Below are 20,517 nucleotides of genomic sequence, written 5' to 3'. Positions count from 1 at the left end.
GACCTCGCCCCGAGGGGCGTCGTCACGGGATCAGAAGCACCTTGCCGGTCGTACGGCGGGCTTCGAGGTCCTCGTGCGCGCGGGCGGCCTCGGCGAGCGGGTAGCGCTCGGAGATGTGCACCCGCAGCCGCCCCGAGGCCACCCAGCCGTAGAGGTCGGAGGCGCGCCAGGTGAGCTCCTCCCGGGTGGCGATGTAGGAGCCCAGCGTCGGGCGGGTCAGGAAGAGGGAGCCGTTCCTGGCGAGGAGCTGCGGGTCGAGCGGCGGGACCGGGCCGCTGGCCTGGCCGTACAGCGCCAGCATGCCGCGCGGCCGTAGCGAGGCGACGCTCTCGTCGAAGGTGGCCGCGCCCACGCCGTCGTAGACGACGTGCACGCCGGAGCCGGTCAGGTCGCGGACCGCGTCGGCGAAGCCCTTGTAGCGGAACACCTCGTCGGCGCCCGCCTGGCGGGCCAGGACCTCCTTCTCCTCGGTGGAGACCGTGCCGATCACCCGGGCGCCGCGCAGCTTGGCGATCTGGGTGAGCAGCAGGCCCATGCCCCCGGCGGCGGCGTGCACCAGGACGTCGTCCCCCTCCTTCACCTCGTACGTGGAGTGGGTCAGGTAGTGCGCGGTGAGCCCCTGGAGGGTGACGGCCGCCGCGACCTCGGCGGTGACCCCCTCGGGTACGGCGAGTAGTTTGGAGGCGGGCACCGCGACCCGGGAGGCGTAGCTGCCCGGCACGCTCGACCAGGCCACGGTGTCGCCGACGGCGACGTCACGGACGTCCTCGCCGACCGCGGCGACGGTGCCCGCGCCCTCCTCTCCGGGGACGAAGGGCAGGGAGAGCTGGTATCGGCCGATCCGGTGGTAGACGTCGATGAAGTTCACCCCGGAGGCGGCGACGTCGACGAGGACCTCGCCGGGGTTCACCGTGGGGTCCGGGTGATCGTCGGTGTGGACGAGCACCTCGGGCCCGCCGTTGGCGGAGACGACTATGGCGCGCATCGTGCTGGACTCCTTCGGTCGGTCAGGTGCCCTGATCGTGCCCGGCGCCGGGTGGATCACCCGTCGTCGCGGCCGTCCGGTCAGGGCTGCGTGGGGGTGGCGGGGCCGTGCAGGGTGAAGTTGTCGAACGCGGTCCGCAGGACGGCGTTGCTGTTCTCGCCCACCCGGGCGATCACGCCGACCAGCCCGTTGGGCAGCGGGTTGGTGTCGAGGAACGACTGGGCCTGCTCGTCGTTGACCCACATGGTGAGCTGCACGCCCCCCTCGACGCCGGTGCACTCCGCCGCGAGCCGGATGACCTCGCCCTTGGGCAGGTCGACCTTGACGGGCTTGGTGAGCTCGCCCCCGGCGCTCTTGACGGTCTTGCGGATGCGGGCGTTGCCCGCGGTGTCGAGCAGGAACTCGTACCGGGTCGCCCTGTTGTCGTTCTCGCCCCGGCAGAACAGCCCATACTCGCCCATCCCGATGGTGCCGGAGCGGATCCTGATGTCGGAGCCGAGCAGGATCCGGCTCGGCGTGATCGGCGTGGGGCTGGCCGAGGGGTCGGGGGTGGCCGGGGGAGCGGACACGAAGGGGATCGGGGCCTGCTCCCGCCTGACGGGGGAGTATCCGCTGACGTCGACGGCGTAGTAGCCCTCGGGGGCGTAGCCGTACGTGCCGGTCATCGGGTTGTAGGTGCCGCCGCTCCAGCCGGTGCCGCTCTGGGTGAAGTCGTCCTGGTAGAGCAGGGCGAGGTTCTCCGGCGGGCCGCCGGGGGCGAGCGCGAGGCGCAGCCCGAGCCCTCCGGCCACCACCATCAGGGCCGCCACCGCCGCCCCGGCGACCAGTTTCCGCCGCCTGGTCACCCCGCCCCGCCAGAAGAACCCGGTGTCGTCCCGCAACCGCTCGGGGAGGGTGTGGCCGGGGCCGTCGGGTGAGGAGCCGGGCCCCGGATGCGCGGTGCCGGAGACGGTGTGGCCGCCTCGCGCGGACGGCGCGGTGCGCGCCCAGTCGGGATCGCCGGGCCGGCCCGTGTCGCCCCAGCCGGGGCCGGGGTTCTGTCCCGTGTCACCCCAGCCGGAATTGGGGTGCTGTGCCGAGTGTCCTTGGCCGGGGCCGGGGTTTTGTCCCGCGGGTCCGCGGCCAGGGTCGGGGGAGGGGGGCCCGGTAAGTCCGGCCGGTCCGGCCGGTCCGGCCGGTCCGTTCCAGGGGGCGCCGCCGGGCGGTCCCTGGGGTCCCTGCCAGGAGGCCTGGACCGAGTGGGCGGCCTGCTCGGGCGCGGCGGAGCGGCCCACCAGGTGGTCGAGGAGCTGCTGCGAGGTGGGCCGGTTCCGCGGGTCCTTGTTCAGCGCGTAGGTGACCAGCTCGCGCAGCGCGGGCTCCATGCCCTCCAGGGAGGGCTCGGTGTTGAGCACCTGGTACAGCACCGCGGGCAGCGCCTCGCCGCCGAACGGCGCCCGCCCGCTCGCGGCGAAGGCCATCAGGCAGCCCCACGAGAACACGTCGCAGGCGGCCGAGACCGGCTCGCCGCGCAGCACCTCGGGGGCCATGTAGCGGGGGGTGCCGAGGATCTCGCCGGTCCCGGTCATCCCGCTGAGGGTGTCCAGCGCGCGGGCGATACCGAAGTCGATCACGCGCGGGCCGACCGGGGAGAGCAGCACGTTGGAAGGCTTGAGGTCGCGGTGCACCACCCCGGCGCCGTGGATGGCGGTGAGCGCGGTGGCCACCCCGACGGCCAGCGCGTCGAGGCTGGAGCCGCGGAGCGGGCCGCCGGAGTCGACGGCCTCCTCCAGGTTGGGGCCGGTGACGTACTCGGTGACGACGTAGAGCTGGTCGCCGTCGAGCGCCGCCTCGACGACCGCGGCCGTGCAGAACCTGCGGACCCGCTGCGCCGCGTCGGCCTCCCGGCGGAAGCGCATCCGGAACCGCTCGTGCTGGCTGTACTCCGGATTGATGACCTTGATGGCGACCTGCTGCCCGTCAGGGGACTCGCCAAGATAGACCGTGCCCATCCCGCCCCGGCCCAGCCTGCTGAGCACGCGGTATCGGCCTATCTGCAGGGGTTCGTCGGGACTGAGGTTGTTCACCTTTGTACCTAACCGCATACGCCGTCACATGAGTGGCTCAGCCTATCGATCTCTTGCCGCTCGCCAGCAGACGCAACAGCGGTAGGTCCACTTTTTCCAGGCTGTCCACGGTCAGTACGTCGTCCGCCACCGGCTCGCCGGAGACCGACACCACCCGGCACCCCGCCGCGCGGGCCGCCGCGAGCCCGGTGGGACTGTCCTCCACGGCCACGCAGCCGGCGGGGTCGAGGCCCAGCAGGGAGGCCGCCCGCAGGTACGGGTCCGGCAGCGGCTTGCCGCGCGCGGTGTCCTCGGCGGCCACCACCAGGGCGAACCGCTCCGCCCCGACGCCGCGCAGCACCATGTCCACGATGAGCCGCGGTGAGGCGCTGACCAGCGCCGTGGGTACGCCCTCCGCCCGCAGGTCGTCCAGCAGCCGGATCGCGCCGGGCAGCGGCGTCACCCCGCCGGAGACCCGCTCGGCGAAGGCCTCGGTGAGCCGCGCCCCGACGCGTTCCACCTCGGCCCGCTCCACCTCGGCCTGACCCGCGTCGACCTGCTTCGCGTCGACCTGCTTCGCGTCGACCTGACCCGCGTCGGTACGTTCCGCGCCGGCCCGACCCGCGCCGGACGGTACGGGTGCGCGGCGCGCGAGGTAGCCGGCCGCGTCCTCGACCAGGCGGCCGAGGACGTGACCGGCGTCGGCCTCCGTCAGCTCCAGGTCAAGCTCGGCGGCGACCTCCACGCACGCCTGCCACCACATCCCCTCGGTGTCCACGAGCGTGCCGTCCATGTCGAACAGGACGGCTCCGAGCTCACCCGACACCCGCGACGTCCTCCGGCTCGGCCGCCTTCGAGGACCCTGGGGACCCCGGAGACTTCGCGGGCTCCTCGGAGGGGAGAGCGGGAGCGGGGGCGGTGCGCGCCGCGACGAGCACGGGCCGCTGCACGAGGGCGACGTCCACCCGCGTGCCCGGCGCCAGGCGTACCGCGTCGTGGCCCGGCACGTCGCTCAGGACCTCCAGCTCGCCCACCTGGACCCGCAGCCGCGCGGTGGAGCCGCGGAAGGAGGAGGCCACGATCGTGGCCTTCCCGTCGGGGGAGGGGGTGACCAGCACGGCCTCGGGGCGTACCAGCACGTCGACGTCAGGCGAGGACGGCAGGGGGCCGTCCACCGGCATGAGCTCGCCCATGACGGTGACCTCCTGGCCGGACAGGCGGCCCGGGACGTGGTTCATCGCGCCGACGAACTCCGCCACGAACGGGGTCGCGGGCCGGTCGTAGACCTCGGCCGGAGGGCCGCACTGCTCCAGCCGCCCGGCGCGCAGCACCGCGACCTTGTCGGCGACCGACAGGGCCTCCTCCTGGTCGTGGGTGACGAAGATGGTGGTGATGCCCAGTTCGAGCTGGAGCCGCCGGATCTCCTCGCGCAGCGAGACTCGGACCTTGGCGTCCAGCGCGGACAGCGGCTCGTCGAGCAGCAGCACGCGCGGCTCCAGCGCCAGCGCCCTGGCCAGGGCGACGCGCTGCTGCTGGCCGCCGGACAGCTCGTGCGGGTAGCGCTGGGCGTGCGACGGCAGGCCGACCAGCTCCAGCAGCTCGTCGGCCCGCGCGTGCCGCTTGGCGGTCGGCACCTTGCGCACCCGCAGCCCGAAGGCCACGTTGTCCCTCGCGTTGAGGTTGGGGAACAGGCTGTAGGACTGGAAGACCATGCCCGCGTCACGCCGGTTGGCGGGGACCCGGGTGATGTCCTTGCCGTCCACGAGCACCGCTCCGGCGTCGGGGTGCTCGAAACCGGCGACGCAGCGCAGCGCCGTGGTCTTCCCGCAGCCGGAAGGACCGAGCAGGGCCATCAGCTCGCCCTGCTCGACGGTGAGGTCCAGGCCGTCCAGGGCCACCGTACGGCCGAACGCGCGGCGCAGCCCCCGGAACTCGACGGTCATCTGCGTTTCCTTCCCGCACCCGAGAGGGTGAGCAGCAGCAGCCAGATGAGGAGCAGGCTGATGATCGACAGGGCGACGGAGAGCTGTCCGTCGTTCCCGGAGATGGTGACGATCCAGACGGGGAACGTCTCGTAGCCGAGCAGGGCGGCGATGGTGTACTCGCCGAGCACCAGCGCGAGGGTGAGGAACGAGGCGCTGGCGATGGAGGACCGGATGTTGGGGATGATCACCCGGAACAGCACGTACGGCCACGAGGCGCCCAGGTTGCGGGCCGCCTCCACCAGCGTCCGCACGTCGATCGCGCGCAGCCCGGCGTCCAGCGACCGGTAGGCGAACGGCAGCGTCAGCATCACGTACGCGAGCACGAGGACGAACGGGAACCTCTCGTCCTGGATGGCGATGAGCGTCGCCCAGAACGGGGTGGCGGCCAGCGCGTCGACGCCGTCGCGCAGCGCCGTGCTGATGCCGACCACGTAGGTGATCGGCGGCACGACCAGCGGGAGCGTGGAGATCAGCTCCAGCACCGGCCGCAGCCGGGGCGCGCCGAGCCGTACGGCCAGCATCGCGGGAAGGGTGAGCAGCAGCACCGCGACGATGGTGCAGGCGGCGAGCGCGAGGGAGAGCAGCAGGCTGGGCAGGAAGCCGGGCGCCGACAGGATCCGCCCGTAGGCGGCGAGCGAGAAGCCCTGTCCCTCCGAGTAGACGGTGAACCAGAAGGACACCGCCATCGGCACGACGAAGTAGAGCGCCGCGACGACCAGCACGATCCACCGCCAGGCCCGTCGCTGCCCGGGACGGGCGGTGGCCGCGGGACCCGGGGTGACGTCGGGCAGGGTGGCTACCGCAACCATCGGGAGCTCCTCTTCTGCAGCGGCAGGTAGACCGCCATCACCAGCAGGGCGACGACGATCATGTCGAGGCTGAGCGCGAGCGCGACGTTCTCGTACCCGATGAGGACGTCCCCGGTGAGGGCCTCGGCGATCTGCAGGGTGACCAGCGGGACCGTGCTGCCCACCATGGCGTAGGCGGTGGCGTAGGCGGCGAACGCACCGCCGAACAGCAGGACGACGCCGCCGAGCAGGGCCGGGGTCAGCACCGGGATGCCGACGTAGCGCCAGAACTGCCAGGTGGTGGCGCCGTTGTTCTGAGCCGCCTCCCGCCACTGCGGGCGCAGGCCGTCCAGTGCGGGGGTCACGACGAGCACCATCAGCGGCACCGAGAAGTACATGTAGACCAGAGCCAGGCCCCAGAAGTTGTACAGCACCCCCGAGCCGAGGCCCAGCGCGGTGGTGATGACCCCGGAGTTGCCCAGGGTGGCGATCCAGATGAAGGCGAGCGGCACGCCGCCGAAGTTGGCCAGCACGCCGGAGAAGGTGAGCACGGCCTCGCGCAGCGCCGTGAAGCGGGAGGTGACCACGGCCTGGGCCAGGAACGTCCCGGCGACCGCGGCGGCGACCGCCACCACGGCCGACAGCTGGACGCTGCTGAGCAGGGCGTTGAGGTAGGGCCCCTGCAGGCTCCTGGACAGGTTGGCGGTGCCGAAGGAGGAGACCTTGGTCGCCGGGTCCTTGACGGTGAACGCTCCCGCCAGCAGCGTGAGCGCCGGGATCCCGAAGGCCACCGCCGTCACGACCAGCAGCGGCAGGGCTCCCAGCCAGTTCTTGGATCGAGGACGGCCGCCGCCGCGCGGGGCGGCGGCCGTGACGGCGGGGACGGTCATCCCGAGACCGCGGCGCCCCAGCCTCCGGCCAGGACCTCCTTGGCCTTGTTGACCTGCTCCTCCGTCGGGAAGGTGGGCTCACCCTCGACCGGCGGGAGGTTGGCCTCGGCGGCGGCGTCGACCGTGCCGTCGGCCTTCATCGCGGGCAGCAGCACCGGGCGGGCGAAACCGCCGAGGTAGAGGTTCTGGCCCTCGGGGCTGTAGAGGAACTCCTGCCACAGGCGCGCGGCGGCCGGGTGCGGGGCGTCCTTGTTGATGGCCTGGGCGTAGAGCTGGAAGTACTTGCCGTCGCTGGGGATGACGGTCTTCCAGTCGAGTCCCTTCTCGGCCATCTTGGGGGCGTAGGCGGCGTTGTTGTAGTCCCAGTCGATGCTGATCTGGGTCTCGCCCTTCTCGATGGTGGCCGGGGTGGTCTCGACGGGGTTGAAGTTCCCGGCGTCCTTCAGCTTCTTGAAGAAGTCCAGGCCGGGCTGGATGTCGTCGAAGGAGCCGCCGTTGGCGAGGGCCGCCGCGTACACGCCCGCGAACGCCGAGCCCGACTTGGTCGGGTTGCCGTTCAGCGCGACCTTGCCCTTGTACTCGGGCTTGAGCAGGTCGGCGTAGGTCTCCGGGCACTTGGCGATCTTCTTGGCGTCGCAGCCGATGGAGACGTAGCCGCCGTAGTCGTTGAACCAGAGGCCGCTCGCCTCCTTCTGGTTCTCGGGGATCTTGTCCCAGGTCTGGACCTTGTACGGCGCGAACAGGCCCTCGGCGGCACCGCTGATCGCGAAGGACTGGCCGAGGTCGAGCACGTCGGGGGCGCGGTCCTGGCCCTTGCGGGTCTTCACCGCGTTGATCTCGTCGGCGCTGGCGGCGTCGGGGGTCTCGCTCTCGATCTCGATGCCGTACTTCGCCTTGAAGGTCTCGATGATCTTGCCGTAGTTGGCCCAGTCGGGCGGGAGGGCGATGACGTGGAGCTTGCCCTCCTTCTTGGCGGCCTCGACGAGCTTGTCCAGCCCGCCGAAGTCCGCGGCGGAGGTGGCGGTCCTGGCGTCCACTCCGGCCGCGGCGCCTCCGGAGGCGCCCGCCGACGGTGCGGCCGTGGTGGGGGCGGCTCCGCACGCGGTGGCGCCCACCAGCAGGAAGGCCGCCAGGCCTGCGAAGCGAACTCGGGATGCGATCACTGTGTTCTCCCAAGGGGGTGTCGCGCAATATTTCACGAAAGTAGACGAACTTGTACAAACAAGCTAGACCCCGTCTGTCGTGAATCAGTTGCTGTTCGGTGAACGCACGGAGTACGGCGGTGAAATGCGCGAACTTGGGCTATGTGAGTCATTGATGCTTGTTTAGGGTGGGGCTGAGCCGGCCGCCAGGTGTGCGCAGCGAGGAGTCCCGCAGACGCGCGTCGGGCCGAGTGTGCCGGCGGTTCGAGAGACGAGGCGAGATTGCGCGGTCACCGGGTGTGCGCGGACACATGGAGAGGTGCCCTGGAATTCGCGGGCGCGCCGGAAGGGACGCGAGCGCTCGCGGACCCTCCGGAGAGGGTGCCGGTGTTTGTGGGCCGTCCGACAGAGGCGCCGGTGTTCGCGGGCGCGCCGGGAGGAGTGCCGGTGTTCACGGCCGCGCCGGAAGGGACGCGGGTGCTCGCGGGTCCTCCGCAGGGGGTGCCGGTGTTCACGACCGCGCCGGAAGGGACGCGAGCATGACGGCCCGGTACATGGGCATCGCGGAGGAGCTGCGCGACGCGATCATGCGGGGCGAGCACCCCGTAGGCGCGCAGCTGCCCTCCGAGGCCGAGCTGGCCACCCGCTTCGCCGCCTCGCGCGGCACGATCCGCCAGGCGGTCGCCGTACTCGCCACCGAGGGCCTGGTCGGGTCCCGGCAGGGGGCGAGGCGGATCGTGCTCGGCCGCGAGCGCAGCCAGAGCTTCGCCGAGCTGCACAGCTTCGCCCAGTGGGCGCGGGCGATGGGCTACCGGGTCAGCGGGCAGGTGCTGCGGCAGAGCCGCAGGGGCGCCGACACCACCGAGGCCGTACGGCTGGCGCTCCAGCCCGGTGACCCGGTGCTCTCCGTGCTGCGGCTGCGCTCCCTGGAGGGCGAGCCGGTGATGCTGGAGCGCACGGTCTACGCCGGGTGGATCGCCCCGGCCGTCGAGCGCATCGAACCCGACTGCGAGTCGGTCACCCAGGCGCTGTACGACAGCGTCGGCCTCGTCTTCGCCTACGGCGAGCACCTCATCGACGCGGTGGCCGCCGGCGTCCAGGACGCCAAACTGCTGGCCGTGCGTAGGGGCAGCCCGCTGCTGCGCCAGCGCCGGGTCACCACCACCCACGAGGGGCGGCCCGTCGAGTGGTCCGACGACCGCCACCGCGCGGGCAGCGTGACCTTCAGCATCCGCAACTCGGTGGACGCGAACCCGCTCGTGCGGCAGATGGGGGACTTGCGCCCGACTCCGTGAGAACGTATGTTCGATACGCCAGGCCCGCCTTCCCCCGGGTGCTCATCCGAAAGCCGCGGGAGAAGCGTCTTGAGCAGACTTTACGGCGACCCCATCGAGGTGTGGATCCGCGACGGGCAGCCCGTCCAGTTCGTCTGGCGCGACCGTCTTTACACCGTCCGCCGGGTCCTCGACCACTGGGTCGTCGCGCGGGAGTGGTGGAAGATCTCCGACAGCGATCCCGGCGAGCGCCGCTTCTGGCGGGCCGAGGCGGCCTCGGGCGACCGGGCGGGCACCTACGAGCTCCGCTTCGACACCGCGGGCGAGGGCTGGCTGCTGCTCAGGGCGTGGGACTGACGCCCCGCCCGGACACCTCGGACGAGGTGGCCTCGGGAGAGGCGGGTTCCGAGGGGGCGGGCGAGGAGGGCGGGGAGCTCCTCACGAGCAGGTTCGGGACCGCCTCCGCCGGAGGGGGCGGGAGGTGGCGCTCCGGATCGGCCTGCCGCCGGTGCCCGGCGCCCGCGGCCTGGATGCCGGTGATCTGCCGTACGGTCGCCGCGCACAGCAGGGAGGCGACCGCGACGGCGGTCAGCTCGGTCAGCCCGAGACCGGTCAGGTTCGTGCCTCCCTGGGGCGCCCCCGGCCACAGCCGCGCCAGCACCAGGGCGATCGCGACCAGCCAGCTCAGCCACCAGGCGGCGAGCAGCGCCGTCCAGCGCGGGCGGCGGTCGAGCGGAGGGCGGGAGGCCCACCACAGCCGGTCGACCAGCACGGCGGGCGCGACCAGGTTGACCACCGGCACGAACCAGCTCACCAGGACCGGTGCCACCGCGGGCAGGTCGGCGCCCTGCCGGGCACGGAGCAGCCAGTTCAGGTACGCGGCGAGGGCGGCGACGGCGGCCCCGGCGAAGAACATGATCAGGATGGCGAAGACGGTGACCGCGCCGAAGACCGCGTCGGCGCCGGGGGCGTGGGGATCGCCGCCGAGCTTCGACATCTCCAGGACGAGGCTCCGGCCACGGGCCTGTTCGAACACCACCAGGGCGGCGATCGCGATCACCAGCGCGGTGAGCGTGACATAGACGGCCGAAGCCGACCTTTTCTGTAGAGCTGGGATAGAGCGCATGTATATCTCCCCCCGCCATGCGCCGAGGACCTGCCCTTTTTCTATCCCGTCAGCTCTCTCGCTAATCAGCCCAAACAACCCGCTCAGCCGACGATGCCGGACTCCCACGCCCACGCGGCGATCTCCACCCGGTTCCTGGCTCCCAGCTTCGCCTGGATGCTCCCCAGGTGCGTCTTCACGGTCGACAGCGAGACGAACAGCTCGGCGGCGACCTCCTGGTTGGTCCGTCCCCTGGCCACCAGGCGCACGACGTCCAGCTCGCGCTCCGTGAGGGGCTCGCTGGGCGGCCGGACGGCGCCGGTGCGGGGGTGGGAGAGGTGTTCGAGCAGGCGTACGGTCACCGACGGCGACACCAGCGCGTCCCCGGCCGCCGCCGCCCGGATCGCCTCGATGAGCAGTGTCGGCCCGCTGTCCTTGAGCAGGAAGCCGGTCGCCCCGGCGCGCAGCGCCCCGTAGACGTACTCGTCGAGGTCGAAGGTGGTGACGATGACCACCCTCATCGGGTCGGGCACCCCCGGCCCCGCGAGGATGCGGGTGGCCTCCAGGCCGTCCAGCTTGGGCATCCGGATGTCGAGCAGGCACACGTCCGGCCGCAGCCGCCGGGCCAGCTCCACGGCCTCGGCCCCGTTGGCGGCCGTCGCCAGGACCTCCATGTCCTCCTGGGCGTCCAGAATCATCTGGAACCCGGTTCGTACCAGCTCCTGGTCGTCGGCGATGAGCACCCGAATCGTCACCTGATGGATTGTGCCAGCACGGGGACGGGAGCGGATCGGGCATCCGGCCGACATGCCGGTGAACGGCGGTGAATCGTCCTTTCGGCCGACTCCGCGGGAGGCCGTGGAGACGATCGGTCGATCCGTCGCCGTGTCCCCGCGCGGGAGGGTGCTCGGCATGAATGTTGTCCTTGAGGGATCCGGGCTGGTCAAGCGCTTCGGAACGACCGTCGCGCTGGGCGGTGTCGGGCTGGCGATCCACGCGGGCGAGGCCGTGGCGATCATGGGTCCGAGCGGGTCCGGGAAATCGACGCTGCTCCACTGCCTGGCCGGGATCATGAAGCCGGACGAGGGCGAGGTGCACCTGCTCGGCGAACGCGTCGACACGCTGGGGGAGCGCAAGCGCAGCGCCCTGCGCCGCACGCGTTTCGGCTTCGTGTTCCAGTTCGGCCAGCTCCTGCCGGAGCTTCCCGCCGACGAGAACGTCGCGCTGCCGCTCATGCTCGGCGACGTGTCCCGGGCCGACGCCGTACGGATGGCGCGCGAGTGGTTCGGCCCGCTCGGCCTGGGCGGGATGGAGGGGCGGCGCCCCGGGGAGCTGTCCGGCGGCCAGGCGCAGCGGGTGGCGATCGCCCGCGCGCTGGTCACCCGCCCCGCGGTCGTCTTCGCCGACGAGCCGACGGGGGCGCTCGACCAGAGCACCGGCCACGACACGATGCGCCTGCTGACCGGCGCCACCCGGCACAACGGCGCCTCGCTGGTCGTCGTCACCCACGATCCCCAGGTGGCCCGCTGGTGCGACCGCGTGGTCGAGGTCCGCGACGGCCACCTCCTGCCGGGCTCCGGCCCGCGGGAGCCGTTCGGGGACACGTGGGCGCCGTACGAGGGCACACGCGAGCCGTCCGGGGACACGTGGGCGTCGTACGGGGACGCACGCGAGCGGGACGGCGCACCGGAGCGGGACGGCGCCGAGGCGGCGACCCGGACGTTTCCCGGGGCCCGGACGTTTCCCGGGGTGGGCGCGTGAGCGGGCCGCTCGGCCTGAGCTGGCGGCTGCTGCGCGGCGGGGGCCGCCGCGGCCTGCTGGGGGCGGGGCTGACCGTGGCGGCGGTGGCGGTCTCCACCGCGCTGCTGCTCTTCGCCGTCGTGGCCAACCTCGGTTTCCAGGACAGGGCCGCCCGTGAGGCGTGGCGCAACCCGGTTCCGGCCGCGAGCGGGGCCGTGGCGATCCAGGCCGTCCGCACGGACTACGTGCGCGACCTGTGGATCACGGTCGTGGACCTCGCCGCGCTCGGTCCGCAGGCACCCCCGCCGCCCGGCCTGAGGCGCTTCCCCGCGCCCGGCGAGGTCTGGCTCTCCCCGGGGCTGGCGGAGCTCGCCGGCGAGCTCCCGGCCGGGCAGCTCGCCGACCGCTTCCCGGGAAGGCGCGGCGGGACGATCGGCGACGAGGCGCTCGTGTACCCGGGAGAGCTGGTCGCGGTACGCGGTCAGGCGGTGGACTCGCCGGTGATGAGAGCCACCTCCTCGGACGACTCGCGCGGCGGCTCCCTGCCGACCAGGATCTCCAGCTTCGAGGGGAGGACGACGGACGACGCGGTGGGCTACAGCGCGCTCGGGCTGATCGCGAGCGTGCTCATGGTCGTACCGCTGCTGGTGTTCGGCGGCGCGGCGGCCCGCCTCACCGTGGCCCGCCGGGACCAGCGCCTGGCCGCGCTCCGGCTGGTCGGCGCCTCCCCCGGCCAGGTCGTCGCGATGACCGTCTACGAGGCGGTGATCACCGCCTTCGGCGGCGCGGTGCTGGGGACGGTGCTGTACGGGCTGCTCACCCCGCTGCTGGCCCGGATCGGGATCAGGGGAGGTCCCTGGTTCCTGGCCGACGTGTGGCCGGGGGTGCTTCCCACGCTCGCCGTGCTGGTGGCCGTGCCGCTGCTCGTCGGGGTGTCGGCCGTGGTGGGCCTGCGCCGCGTGGTGGTGAGCCCGCTCGGGGTCGCCAAGAGGGAGACCCCTCCGGCGATGCGCTTCGTCCGGATCGTCGCGCTGTTCGCGGCCCTGGTGGCGGTCCCCCTGATCGGCCGCGGCGCCGAGGTGGGGGTGATCGCCGCGGTCATCGGCGGCGCCTTCCTGTGCGTCAACCTCGCCGGTCCGTGGGTCGTCGCGCTGATCGGCCGGATCACCACCCGCACGGCCAGAAGCCCCGCCCGGTTGCTGGCCGGGCGCCGGTTGACCGACGACCCCAGGTCCGCCTGGCGGACGGTGAGCGGCGTGGCCCTCACGGGATTCGTGGCCGGGTTCGTCGGCCTCCTCGCCCCGGGGGACGTCGTGTTCGACAGCCCGCGGGCGGAGCTGCGCCTGGCCGTCCCCTCGGCACGGGCGGCCGAGGTCACCACCGAGGCGCGCGAGCGCCTGGCCGCGGCGGGGGTCCGGGCGGAGGTCGGCCTCGTGAAGAAGGACGGGCAAGGGGAGGACGGCGGTGACAGGGTGATCGCCGTCTCCATGGGCGGCACCACCGGCTCCGATGCCGAAAGGCCGCTGGACATGGCGGCCATCGACCGGGCACGTACCGCGCTGGAGGGCCTGGTGCCCGGACACGGGGCGACCTCGGCCGCCGACGACAACCGGCTCGAGGTCCAGATCCTCGACGACATCGGCACCGGCACGGTCATCGTGCTCGTGGTCTCGTTCCTGGTGGCGATCGCCAGCGCCGGGATCACCGCGGCCTCCTTGGTCCTCGACCGCAGGCAGACCTACGCGCTGCTCCGCCTGGCCGGTACGCCGCTGGAGGTCCTGGACGCGGCCCGCCGGGCGGAGACCCTCATACCGCTGACGGTCATGGGAGGCGGCACCATCGCGGTCGGCGTCTTCTGCGCCCTGCCGTTCGCCGCCGTCGCGATGAACGTCACGGGCGCGATCATCCTGCTGGTCTGCGTCGCGCTCGGGTTCGCCGGGGTGATCGGCGCGGGGGCGGCGAGCGCTCCGCTCCTGCGTTCCGTCACCGCCAGCCCGGCCCCCCGCCCGGACTGAGACCGGACCGACCGCCCGACCGCCCGGACTGGGACCGGACCGTGCGGCTGCCGTTCCGCCACGGTCATCGGGTCGCGTACGAGGACTCCGGGGGCCGGGTCGGCGAGCCCGGCCCCCGGAGCCGGAGCGCCGGGCGGCCGGGAGGACGTCGTGCGAGAAGGGGCTCAGCCCAGGACCAGGTCCCTGACGGTCTTCAGGGAGGCCTCGTCGCGGGGGCCCATGACCAGGAGGTTGCTCACCGGGCTCTCGCGCCACAGCTGCAGGCGCTCGCGGATGCGGCCCACCGGCCCCACCAGGGAGATGCCGTCGGCCAGCTCGTCGGGGATCGCGTTGAACGCCTCGTCCCTGCGTCCGGCCAGGTAGAGGGCCTGGATCTCCTCGGCGGCCTCGGCGTAGCCCATCCTGCCGATGATGTCGGCGTGGAAGTTGCGGCTCTTGGCCCCCATGCCGCCGATGTAGAGGGTGAGCATCATCTTCACCCCGTCCAGCGCCGCCCGGACGTCGTCGGTGATCACGGTCATCACCATGGCGGCGATGTCGAAGCCGGGGTCGGCGCCGGACAGCGAGGGGCCGTACATCTGCTCGATCTTCTCGGGGAACACGAACAGCGGCAGCCAGCCGTCGGCGATCTCGGCGGCGAGCGCGACGTTCTTGGGGCCCTCCGCGCCGAGGTAGAGGGGGATCTCGGCGCGCAGCGGGTGGGTGATCAGTTTCAGCGGCTTGCCGAGGTTCGCGCCTCCGGGGTAGGGGAGGGGGTAGTGCTCGCCGTCGCTCGTCACCGGCTCCTCGCGGCGCCACACCTTCCGCATGATCTCGACGTACTCGCGGGTGCGGGCGAGCGGTTTGGGGAACGGCCTCCCGTACCACCCCTCGACGACCTGGGGCCCCGACGCGCCGATGCCGAGCAGCAGCCGCCCGCCGGTGAGATGATCGAGCGTCATCGCGGTCATCGCGGTCGCCGCCGGGGTCCTGGCGGAGATCTGCACCACCGATGTGCCCAGTTTGATGCGGGACGTCCGCGCGCCGTACCAGGCCAGCGGGGTGAAGGCGTCGCTACCGTAGGCTTCCGCGGTCCAGACGGACTCGTATCCCAGCCGTTCCGCGGTCTGGACGAGTTCGGTGGCGTCGTCGGCGTTCCGTTGCCAGTAGCCGAGGTTCAGGCCGAGCTTCAGGTCGGTGCTCACGGGGGTCTCCTCGCGACGTGACGCCGGACAGGCCCCGCAATTAGAACACGTTCTACATTGGTCGGTCGAGTGTGAGGTGTCGAAATTCGGTCTTTCGGGAAGCGTGCATTTGTGCTCAACGCCGCTCGCAAACTCCTCTCCCTGATGTCGCTCCTCGCCCTCGCCGCCGTGGGAACGACCCCGGCCGTGGCGCACGCGGAGGGGCGGCCCAACGTCGTGCTGATCCTCGTCGACGACCTGGACGCGGGTGATCTGCAGAAATTTCCCAACATCTGGAACCTGCTGGCCCGGGAGGGCACCAGCTTCGACAGGTTCTTCGTGCCCAACTCCTGGTGCTGCCCCTCGCGTGCGTCGATCATGCGATGCCAGTACGTCCACAGCCACGGCGTGTACACCAACACCGCCCCCGAGGGAGGTTTCACCAAGTACTACACATCAGGCCTGGAACGCTCCAATATCGCGACATGGATGAAGTCGGCCGGATATCGCACCGGACTGATGGGCAAGTACCTCAACCACTATCCCGGCGGCACCACCGCCGCCACCCACGTGCCACCGGGCTGGGACGAGTGGGACGTGCCGGTGCGCAGGCTGTACGAGGAGTACGGCTACACGCTCAACGAGAACGGCACGCTGCGCGACTACGGCTTCGCGCCGCAGGACTACCTGACCGACGTGCTCAGCGCGAAGGCGGCGACGTTCGTCTCCCAGCCCGGCCAGGACCCGTTCTTCCTCTATCTCGCCCCGGTCGCCCCGCACAACCCGGCCAACTACGCCCCCCGGCACCAGGCGGCCTTCGCCGGGGTGGTGGCCCCGCGCACCCCGTCCTTCAACCAGGCGGACGTCAGCGCCGAGCCGCTCTGGATCAGGTCGCTCCCGCCGCTCGACGACGCGAAGGTCCGCAGGATCGACCGCCACTACCGCGACAGGCTCCGGGCGATGCTCGGCGTGGACGACATGGTGGGCACCCTCGTCGAATCTCTCCGGGCCTCCGGCAAGCTGGATGAAACGTATATCTTTTTCGCTTCCGATAACGGGTTCCACCTGGGCCAGCACCGGCTTCCCCAGGGCAAGACCACCCCCTTCGACGAGTCGATCAAGGTGCCGCTGCTGGTCAGGGGGCCCGGCATCCAGGCGGGCCGCGTCGTCGGTGACATGGCCGCGAGCGTGGACCTGGCCCCGACGTTCGCCCAGCTCGCCGGGGCCGCGCTCCCGAGCTTCGCCGAGGGCCGCTCCCTGCTGCCGCTGCTGCGGGGCGAGACGCCGTCCTCGTGGCGCCAGAACGTGCTGCTGGAGTTCTACCGCCCGACCAGCCCGAGCTCGGCCCGCCAGACCCCGGTCCCGGCGTACCAGGGGATGCGGACCGCCAGATACACCTTCGTCCGCTACTCCACCGGCGAGTACCAGCTCTACGACCTCACCGGGGACCCGTACCAGCTCCGCAACCTCGCCGCCGAGACCCCGCTCACCGTGATCGCCGAGTTCAACCGGCAGCTCGACGCCCTGGTCTCCTGCTCGGGCGCCACCTGCCGCTCAGCCGACTCGGTCACCCCGCCCCTGCTGCCCTTCAAGCCCCTCGTCGTCCTCAGTCCCTGGGGGACGTGAGACGTCCTCAGCCACCGGGGGACGTGAGATGTCCTCTGCCGCCGGGGGACGTGAGATGCCGGGGTAGGCCCGCCGCAGGTGGTCCTCGACGGCGGCCGAGGCCTCCGCCGCGTCCCCGCCGGCGATGGCCCGGTGGATCCGGCGGTGGTCGGCCATGAGCCCGGCCGTGTCGCCGAGGCGCTCGACCGCCTCGACCGCGTAGCGGCGGAGCGAGTCGCGCAGGGAGAGCATCATCGCGGTGGTCAGCCGGTTGCCCGAGGCCTCGGCGATGGCCACGTGGAAGGCCGTGTCGTGCTCGACGAATTCCTCGGCCGTCGTCGTGGCGTCCATGCGCTCCAGCGCGGCGGTCAGGGCCGACAGGTCGGCCCCGTGGACGGCGGCGTGCGAGGCCGACCACTTCTCGATCATCAGCCGGGCGTCGACGACCTCCTCCAGCGACAGGCTCGACAGCCCGAGGTGGAGCCTGAGCAGGTCGCTCAGGGCCTCGGCGGGCCTGGAGATGAGGAAGGCGCCCGCGTCCGGACCCCGTCCGACCTGCGACGACACCACTCCCAGGGTCTCCAGCACCCGCATCGCCTCGCGTACCGACGACCGGCTCACCCGCAGCTGCTCGGCGAGCTGCCGCTCACCGGGCAGGCGGTCCCCGACCCGGAGACCGTCGCCCGCGATGCGCCGCTCGATCTGGGCGATCACGTCCTCGAACGCCCGGGTGCGCCGGACCGGTTGCCAACCGCTCAAGAGGACCTCCTCTTGTGGGGGAATGTGGTCAGACCATACTGTGGTCGGACCATTGATAGGAAGGAGTGCCGTGCGCGTCGCCCTCTTCATCACCTGCGTGAACGACACACTGTTTCCCGGCACCGGGCGGGCGGTCGTCACGCTGCTGCGCCGCCTCGGATGTGACGTCGAGTTCCCCCGGGCGCAGACCTGCTGCGGCCAGATGCACGTCAACACGGGGTACCCCGAGGAGGGCAGGCGGCTCGCACGGCACTTCGTGGACGTCTTCGCCGGGTACGACGCGGTCGTCGCGCCCTCGGGGTCGTGCGCCGCGATGGTCCGCGAGCAGTACCCGCGGCTCGCCCGCACCCCCGCCGTTCCCCCCGCCGCCCCGGCCTCCGCCGCCCGTACCTCCGCCGCACCCGTCCCCGCCACTGCCTCCGCCGCCCGCACCTCCACCGGCCCCGCCCCGGCCGGGTCCGGAAGCCCCGGCGGCCTGATCACCGGGACCGTCGAGGCCCCGGCGGGGGACGCGCCCGGCTCCTTCGCCGCCGAGGTGGCCGAGGTGGCGCCCAAGGTCTACGACCTCTCCGAGTTCCTCGTCGACGTCCTCGGTGTGACCGACGTCGGCGCCTACTTCCCGCACCGGGTGACCTACCACCCGACCTGCCACTCGATGCGCATCCTCCGGGTGGGCGACCGACCCACCCGGCTGCTGGAGCAGGTCAGAGGGCTGGAGCTGGTCCCGCTCCCCGAGGCCGACCAGTGTTGCGGCTTCGGCGGCACCTTCGCGGTGAAGAACCCGGCGATCTCCGCGGCCATGTGCGCCGACAAGGTGCGCAACGTCACGACCACCGGCGCCGAGGTGCTGTGCGCCGCCGACAACTCCTGCCTGATGCACATCGGCGGCACCCTGAAGCGCCAGCGCACCGGCGTGCGGATCATGCACCTCGCCGAGATCCTCGCCGCGACCGAGGCCACCCGATGAGCGGCACGTTCCTGGGCATGCCCGCCTTCCCGGTGAACGCGGCGGCCGCCGTACAGGACTCGCAGCTCAGGTACAACCTCCGCAAGGCCACCCACACGATCCGCGGCAAGCGGGCCTCCGTGGTCGGCGAGCTGCCCGACTGGGCCGAGCTCCGCCGGGCGGGCAAGGAGATCAAGGACCACACGCTGCGCAACCTGGAGCGCTACCTCCTCCGGATGGAGGAGGCCGTCACCGCGGCGGGCGGCCACGTCCACTGGGCGGCCGACGCCGAGGAGGCCAACAGGATCGTCGCCGGTCTGGTCAAGGCCACCGGGGAGACCAGCGTGGTCAAGGTCAAGTCGATGGCCACCCAGGAGATCGAACTCAACGAGGCCCTCCTGGAGGAGGGCATCACGGCGTACGAGACCGACCTGGCCGAGCTGATCGTCCAGCTCGGCGACGACTGGCCCTCGCACATCCTGGTCCCGGCGATCCACCGCAACCGCTCGGAGATCCGCGAGATCTTCCAGGACAAGATGGCCGACTGGGGCCGCGCGGCGCCCGAGGACCTGACCGACGAGCCCCGCGCCCTCGCCGAGGCCGCCCGGCTCCACCTGCGCGAACGCTTCCTGTCGACCAAGGTCGCGATCTCCGGCGCCAACTTCATGATCGCCGAGACCGGCACGCTGGTGGTGCTGGAGTCCGAGGGCAACGGGCGGATGTGCCTCACCCTGCCCGAGACGCTGATCAGCGTGGTCGGCATCGAGAAGCTGCTGCCGAGCTGGCGGGACCTGGAGGTCTTCCTCCAGCTGCTGCCCAGGAGCTCCACCGGCGAGCGGATGAACCCCTACACGTCCACCTGGACCGGCGCGGTCGAGGGCCAGGAGTTTCACCTGGTGCTGCTCGACAACGGACGCACGAACGTGCTCGCCGACGAGGTCGGCCGCCAGGCGCTGCGCTGCATCCGCTGCTCCGCCTGCCTCAACGTCTGCCCGGTCTACGAGCGCGCCGGGGGCCACGCGTACGGCTCGGTCTACCCGGGCCCGATCGGCGCGATCCTCACTCCGCAGCTGCGCGGGACCGCCTCGGAGCTGGACGCGTCGCTGCCGTACGCCTCGACCCTCTGCGGCGCCTGCTTCGACGCCTGCCCGGTCGCGATCGACATCCCCGAGGTGCTGGTCCACCTGCGCGGCAAGGTCCGCCACGCGCGTGCCGAGCGCATGGGCATGCGCGCCGCGGGGTGGGTGTTCGACCGTCCCGCGCGGCTGGCACGTGCCCAGCGGTTCGGCGGGCGGCTGCGCAGGTTCGTCCCGGGGCGCCTGCCGGGGCCGCTGTCGGCCTGGACCGACACCCGCGACATTCCCGACATCCCCGCCGAGTCCTTCCGCGACTGGTGGAACCGTACCGACGGAGGTGCCCGATGACCCCCGCACGCCCGTCCAGCGTGAGCGGCGTTTCCGGTACGGACAGCAGGGAGCGGATCCTGTCGAGGATCCGCTCCGCCGTGGCCGGAGCCCCCGAGGTCGAGATCACCCGGTCCTACCGCACGTCACCGCCGGCCGGTCCGGAAGGCGTGGTGGAGCTGTTCGCCGAGCGGGTGGCCGACTACCGGGCCGTCGTGCACGTGGTCGAGGCGGCCGAGGCGGCGGAGACGATCGCGGCGGCGCTGGCCCGCCGGGGCGCCACCCGGCTGGTCGTCCCGGACGGCCTGCCCCCGGAGTGGGCTCCGGACGACCCGGTCACCGACGACCCCCCGCTGAGCGCGGCCGACCTGGACGCGGTGGACGGGGTCGTCACCGGGTGCGCGGTCGCCGTCGCGGAGACCGGAACCATCGTGCTGGACACCGGGCCCGGACAGGGACGGCGGGCGCTGACCCTGGTCCCCGACTACCACCTGTGTGTCGTACGGGCGGAGCAGATCGTGGCGGGCGTCCCGGAGGCCGTCGGCAGGCTCGACCCCTCCAGGCCGCTGACCTGGATCAGCGGTCCGTCGGCGACCAGCGACATCGAGCTGAACCGGGTGGAGGGCGTACACGGCCCGCGCACGCTGGAGGTCGTCATCGTCCGCTGAACAC

19 protein-coding genes are annotated in these 20,517 nt (G+C 72.3%); 8 read left to right on the top strand and 11 right to left on the bottom strand.

The features are described 5' to 3' along the window. Window positions 1-22: 22 nt before the first annotated feature. The 7 genes from ACFYWM_RS17300 to ACFYWM_RS17270 form a co-directional block, all read right to left on the bottom strand. Window positions 23-985, bottom strand: coding sequence for a quinone oxidoreductase family protein (locus ACFYWM_RS17300; RefSeq protein ID WP_389915473.1), 963 nt, complete (start codon window positions 983-985; stop codon window positions 23-25). Between the two features lie 80 nt (window positions 986-1,065). After that, on the bottom strand, window positions 1,066-3,051 hold the full coding sequence (locus ACFYWM_RS17295) for a serine/threonine-protein kinase (protein ID WP_389915469.1): 1,986 nt from the start codon (window positions 3,049-3,051) through the stop codon (window positions 1,066-1,068). Between the two features lie 37 nt (window positions 3,052-3,088). Continuing rightward, entirely contained in the window at window positions 3,089-3,856 is a 768-nt protein-coding gene (locus ACFYWM_RS17290; protein WP_389915466.1) for an HAD family hydrolase, read from the bottom strand. Further along, window positions 3,846-4,973, bottom strand: a complete 1,128-nt coding sequence (locus tag ACFYWM_RS17285) for an ABC transporter ATP-binding protein (protein WP_389915462.1) — start codon at window positions 4,971-4,973, stop codon at window positions 3,846-3,848. The genes ACFYWM_RS17290 and ACFYWM_RS17285 overlap by 11 nt, the downstream gene beginning before the upstream one ends. Next, window positions 4,970-5,824 (bottom strand): ABC transporter permease, encoded by an 855-nt coding sequence (locus tag ACFYWM_RS17280; protein WP_389915459.1) that lies wholly within the window; start codon window positions 5,822-5,824, stop codon window positions 4,970-4,972. The genes ACFYWM_RS17285 and ACFYWM_RS17280 overlap by 4 nt, the downstream gene beginning before the upstream one ends. Next, window positions 5,812-6,693 carry an ABC transporter permease gene (locus tag ACFYWM_RS17275; RefSeq protein ID WP_389915457.1) on the bottom strand — a complete coding sequence of 294 codons (882 nt, stop codon included), beginning with the start codon at window positions 6,691-6,693 and terminating at the stop codon, window positions 5,812-5,814. The genes ACFYWM_RS17280 and ACFYWM_RS17275 overlap by 13 nt, the downstream gene beginning before the upstream one ends. Next, window positions 6,690-7,856: an ABC transporter substrate-binding protein gene (locus ACFYWM_RS17270; protein ID WP_389915454.1), complete on the bottom strand. Its 1,167-nt coding sequence runs from the start codon at window positions 7,854-7,856 to the stop codon at window positions 6,690-6,692. The genes ACFYWM_RS17275 and ACFYWM_RS17270 overlap by 4 nt, the downstream gene beginning before the upstream one ends. A gap of 518 nt (window positions 7,857-8,374) precedes the next feature. On the opposite strand from ACFYWM_RS17270, the gene ACFYWM_RS17265 reads away from it, so the two are divergent. Both ACFYWM_RS17265 and ACFYWM_RS17260 read left to right on the top strand, forming a co-directional pair. Next, window positions 8,375-9,130, top strand: coding sequence for a GntR family transcriptional regulator (locus ACFYWM_RS17265; protein ID WP_389915452.1), 756 nt, complete (start codon window positions 8,375-8,377; stop codon window positions 9,128-9,130). A 69-nt stretch (window positions 9,131-9,199) separates the two neighbouring features. After that, window positions 9,200-9,466 (top strand): DUF6504 family protein, encoded by a 267-nt coding sequence (locus ACFYWM_RS17260; RefSeq protein ID WP_389915449.1) that lies wholly within the window; start codon window positions 9,200-9,202, stop codon window positions 9,464-9,466. Here the strand turns inward: ACFYWM_RS17260 and ACFYWM_RS17255 are convergent. Continuing rightward, window positions 9,450-10,235, bottom strand: coding sequence for a DUF4328 domain-containing protein (locus tag ACFYWM_RS17255; RefSeq protein ID WP_389915446.1), 786 nt, complete (start codon window positions 10,233-10,235; stop codon window positions 9,450-9,452). The two genes, ACFYWM_RS17260 and ACFYWM_RS17255, sit on opposite strands and share 17 nt — an antisense overlap. Before the next feature lie 83 nt (window positions 10,236-10,318). Continuing rightward, on the bottom strand, window positions 10,319-10,969 hold the full coding sequence (locus tag ACFYWM_RS17250; RefSeq protein ID WP_389915444.1) for a response regulator: 651 nt from the start codon (window positions 10,967-10,969) through the stop codon (window positions 10,319-10,321). A 157-nt stretch (window positions 10,970-11,126) separates the two neighbouring features. Here ACFYWM_RS17250 and ACFYWM_RS17245 point away from each other — a divergent pair, with 157 nt between their 5' ends. Together ACFYWM_RS17245 and ACFYWM_RS17240 are read left to right on the top strand one after the other, a co-directional pair. Beyond that, window positions 11,127-11,975 (top strand): ABC transporter ATP-binding protein, encoded by an 849-nt coding sequence (locus ACFYWM_RS17245; RefSeq protein ID WP_389915441.1) that lies wholly within the window; start codon window positions 11,127-11,129, stop codon window positions 11,973-11,975. Next, on the top strand, window positions 11,972-13,969 hold the full coding sequence (locus tag ACFYWM_RS17240) for an FtsX-like permease family protein (RefSeq protein WP_389915438.1): 1,998 nt from the start codon (window positions 11,972-11,974) through the stop codon (window positions 13,967-13,969). The genes ACFYWM_RS17245 and ACFYWM_RS17240 overlap by 4 nt, the downstream gene beginning before the upstream one ends. A gap of 164 nt (window positions 13,970-14,133) precedes the next feature. Here ACFYWM_RS17240 and ACFYWM_RS17235 read toward each other — a convergent pair whose 3' ends face one another. Next, window positions 14,134-15,153 carry an LLM class F420-dependent oxidoreductase gene (locus ACFYWM_RS17235; RefSeq protein WP_389915435.1) on the bottom strand — a complete coding sequence of 340 codons (1,020 nt, stop codon included), beginning with the start codon at window positions 15,151-15,153 and terminating at the stop codon, window positions 14,134-14,136. Between the two features lie 111 nt (window positions 15,154-15,264). Here ACFYWM_RS17235 and ACFYWM_RS17230 point away from each other — a divergent pair, with 111 nt between their 5' ends. Beyond that, window positions 15,265-16,758: a sulfatase gene (locus ACFYWM_RS17230; RefSeq protein WP_389915433.1), complete on the top strand. Its 1,494-nt coding sequence runs from the start codon at window positions 15,265-15,267 to the stop codon at window positions 16,756-16,758. Here the strand turns inward: ACFYWM_RS17230 and ACFYWM_RS17225 are convergent. Continuing rightward, on the bottom strand, window positions 16,687-17,496 hold the full coding sequence (locus tag ACFYWM_RS17225; protein WP_389915431.1) for a FadR/GntR family transcriptional regulator: 810 nt from the start codon (window positions 17,494-17,496) through the stop codon (window positions 16,687-16,689). The genes ACFYWM_RS17230 and ACFYWM_RS17225 overlap by 72 nt on opposite strands. Before the next feature lie 70 nt (window positions 17,497-17,566). Between ACFYWM_RS17225 and ACFYWM_RS17220 the strand changes: the two genes are divergently transcribed. The 3 genes from ACFYWM_RS17220 to ACFYWM_RS17210 are packed head-to-tail and all read left to right on the top strand — an operon-like array spanning window position 17,567 to window position 20,513. Further along, complete coding sequence (locus tag ACFYWM_RS17220) at window positions 17,567-18,463, top strand: (Fe-S)-binding protein (protein ID WP_389915428.1); 897 nt, start codon at window positions 17,567-17,569, stop codon at window positions 18,461-18,463. Then, complete coding sequence (locus ACFYWM_RS17215) at window positions 18,460-19,866, top strand: lactate utilization protein B (RefSeq protein WP_389915425.1); 1,407 nt, start codon at window positions 18,460-18,462, stop codon at window positions 19,864-19,866. The genes ACFYWM_RS17220 and ACFYWM_RS17215 overlap by 4 nt, the downstream gene beginning before the upstream one ends. Continuing rightward, window positions 19,863-20,513, top strand: coding sequence for a lactate utilization protein C (locus tag ACFYWM_RS17210; protein WP_389915423.1), 651 nt, complete (start codon window positions 19,863-19,865; stop codon window positions 20,511-20,513). Before ACFYWM_RS17215 ends, ACFYWM_RS17210 begins: the two co-directional genes overlap by 4 nt. Window positions 20,514-20,517 lie beyond the last annotated feature (4 nt).

Origin of the sequence: Streptosporangium sp. NPDC002721 (assembly GCF_042888905.1) — a bacterium.
Lineage (GTDB): Bacteria > Actinomycetota > Actinomycetes > Streptosporangiales > Streptosporangiaceae > Streptosporangium.
Note: the sequence above shows the minus strand (reverse complement) of the source record. Positions and strands in the feature narration are given on the sequence as shown.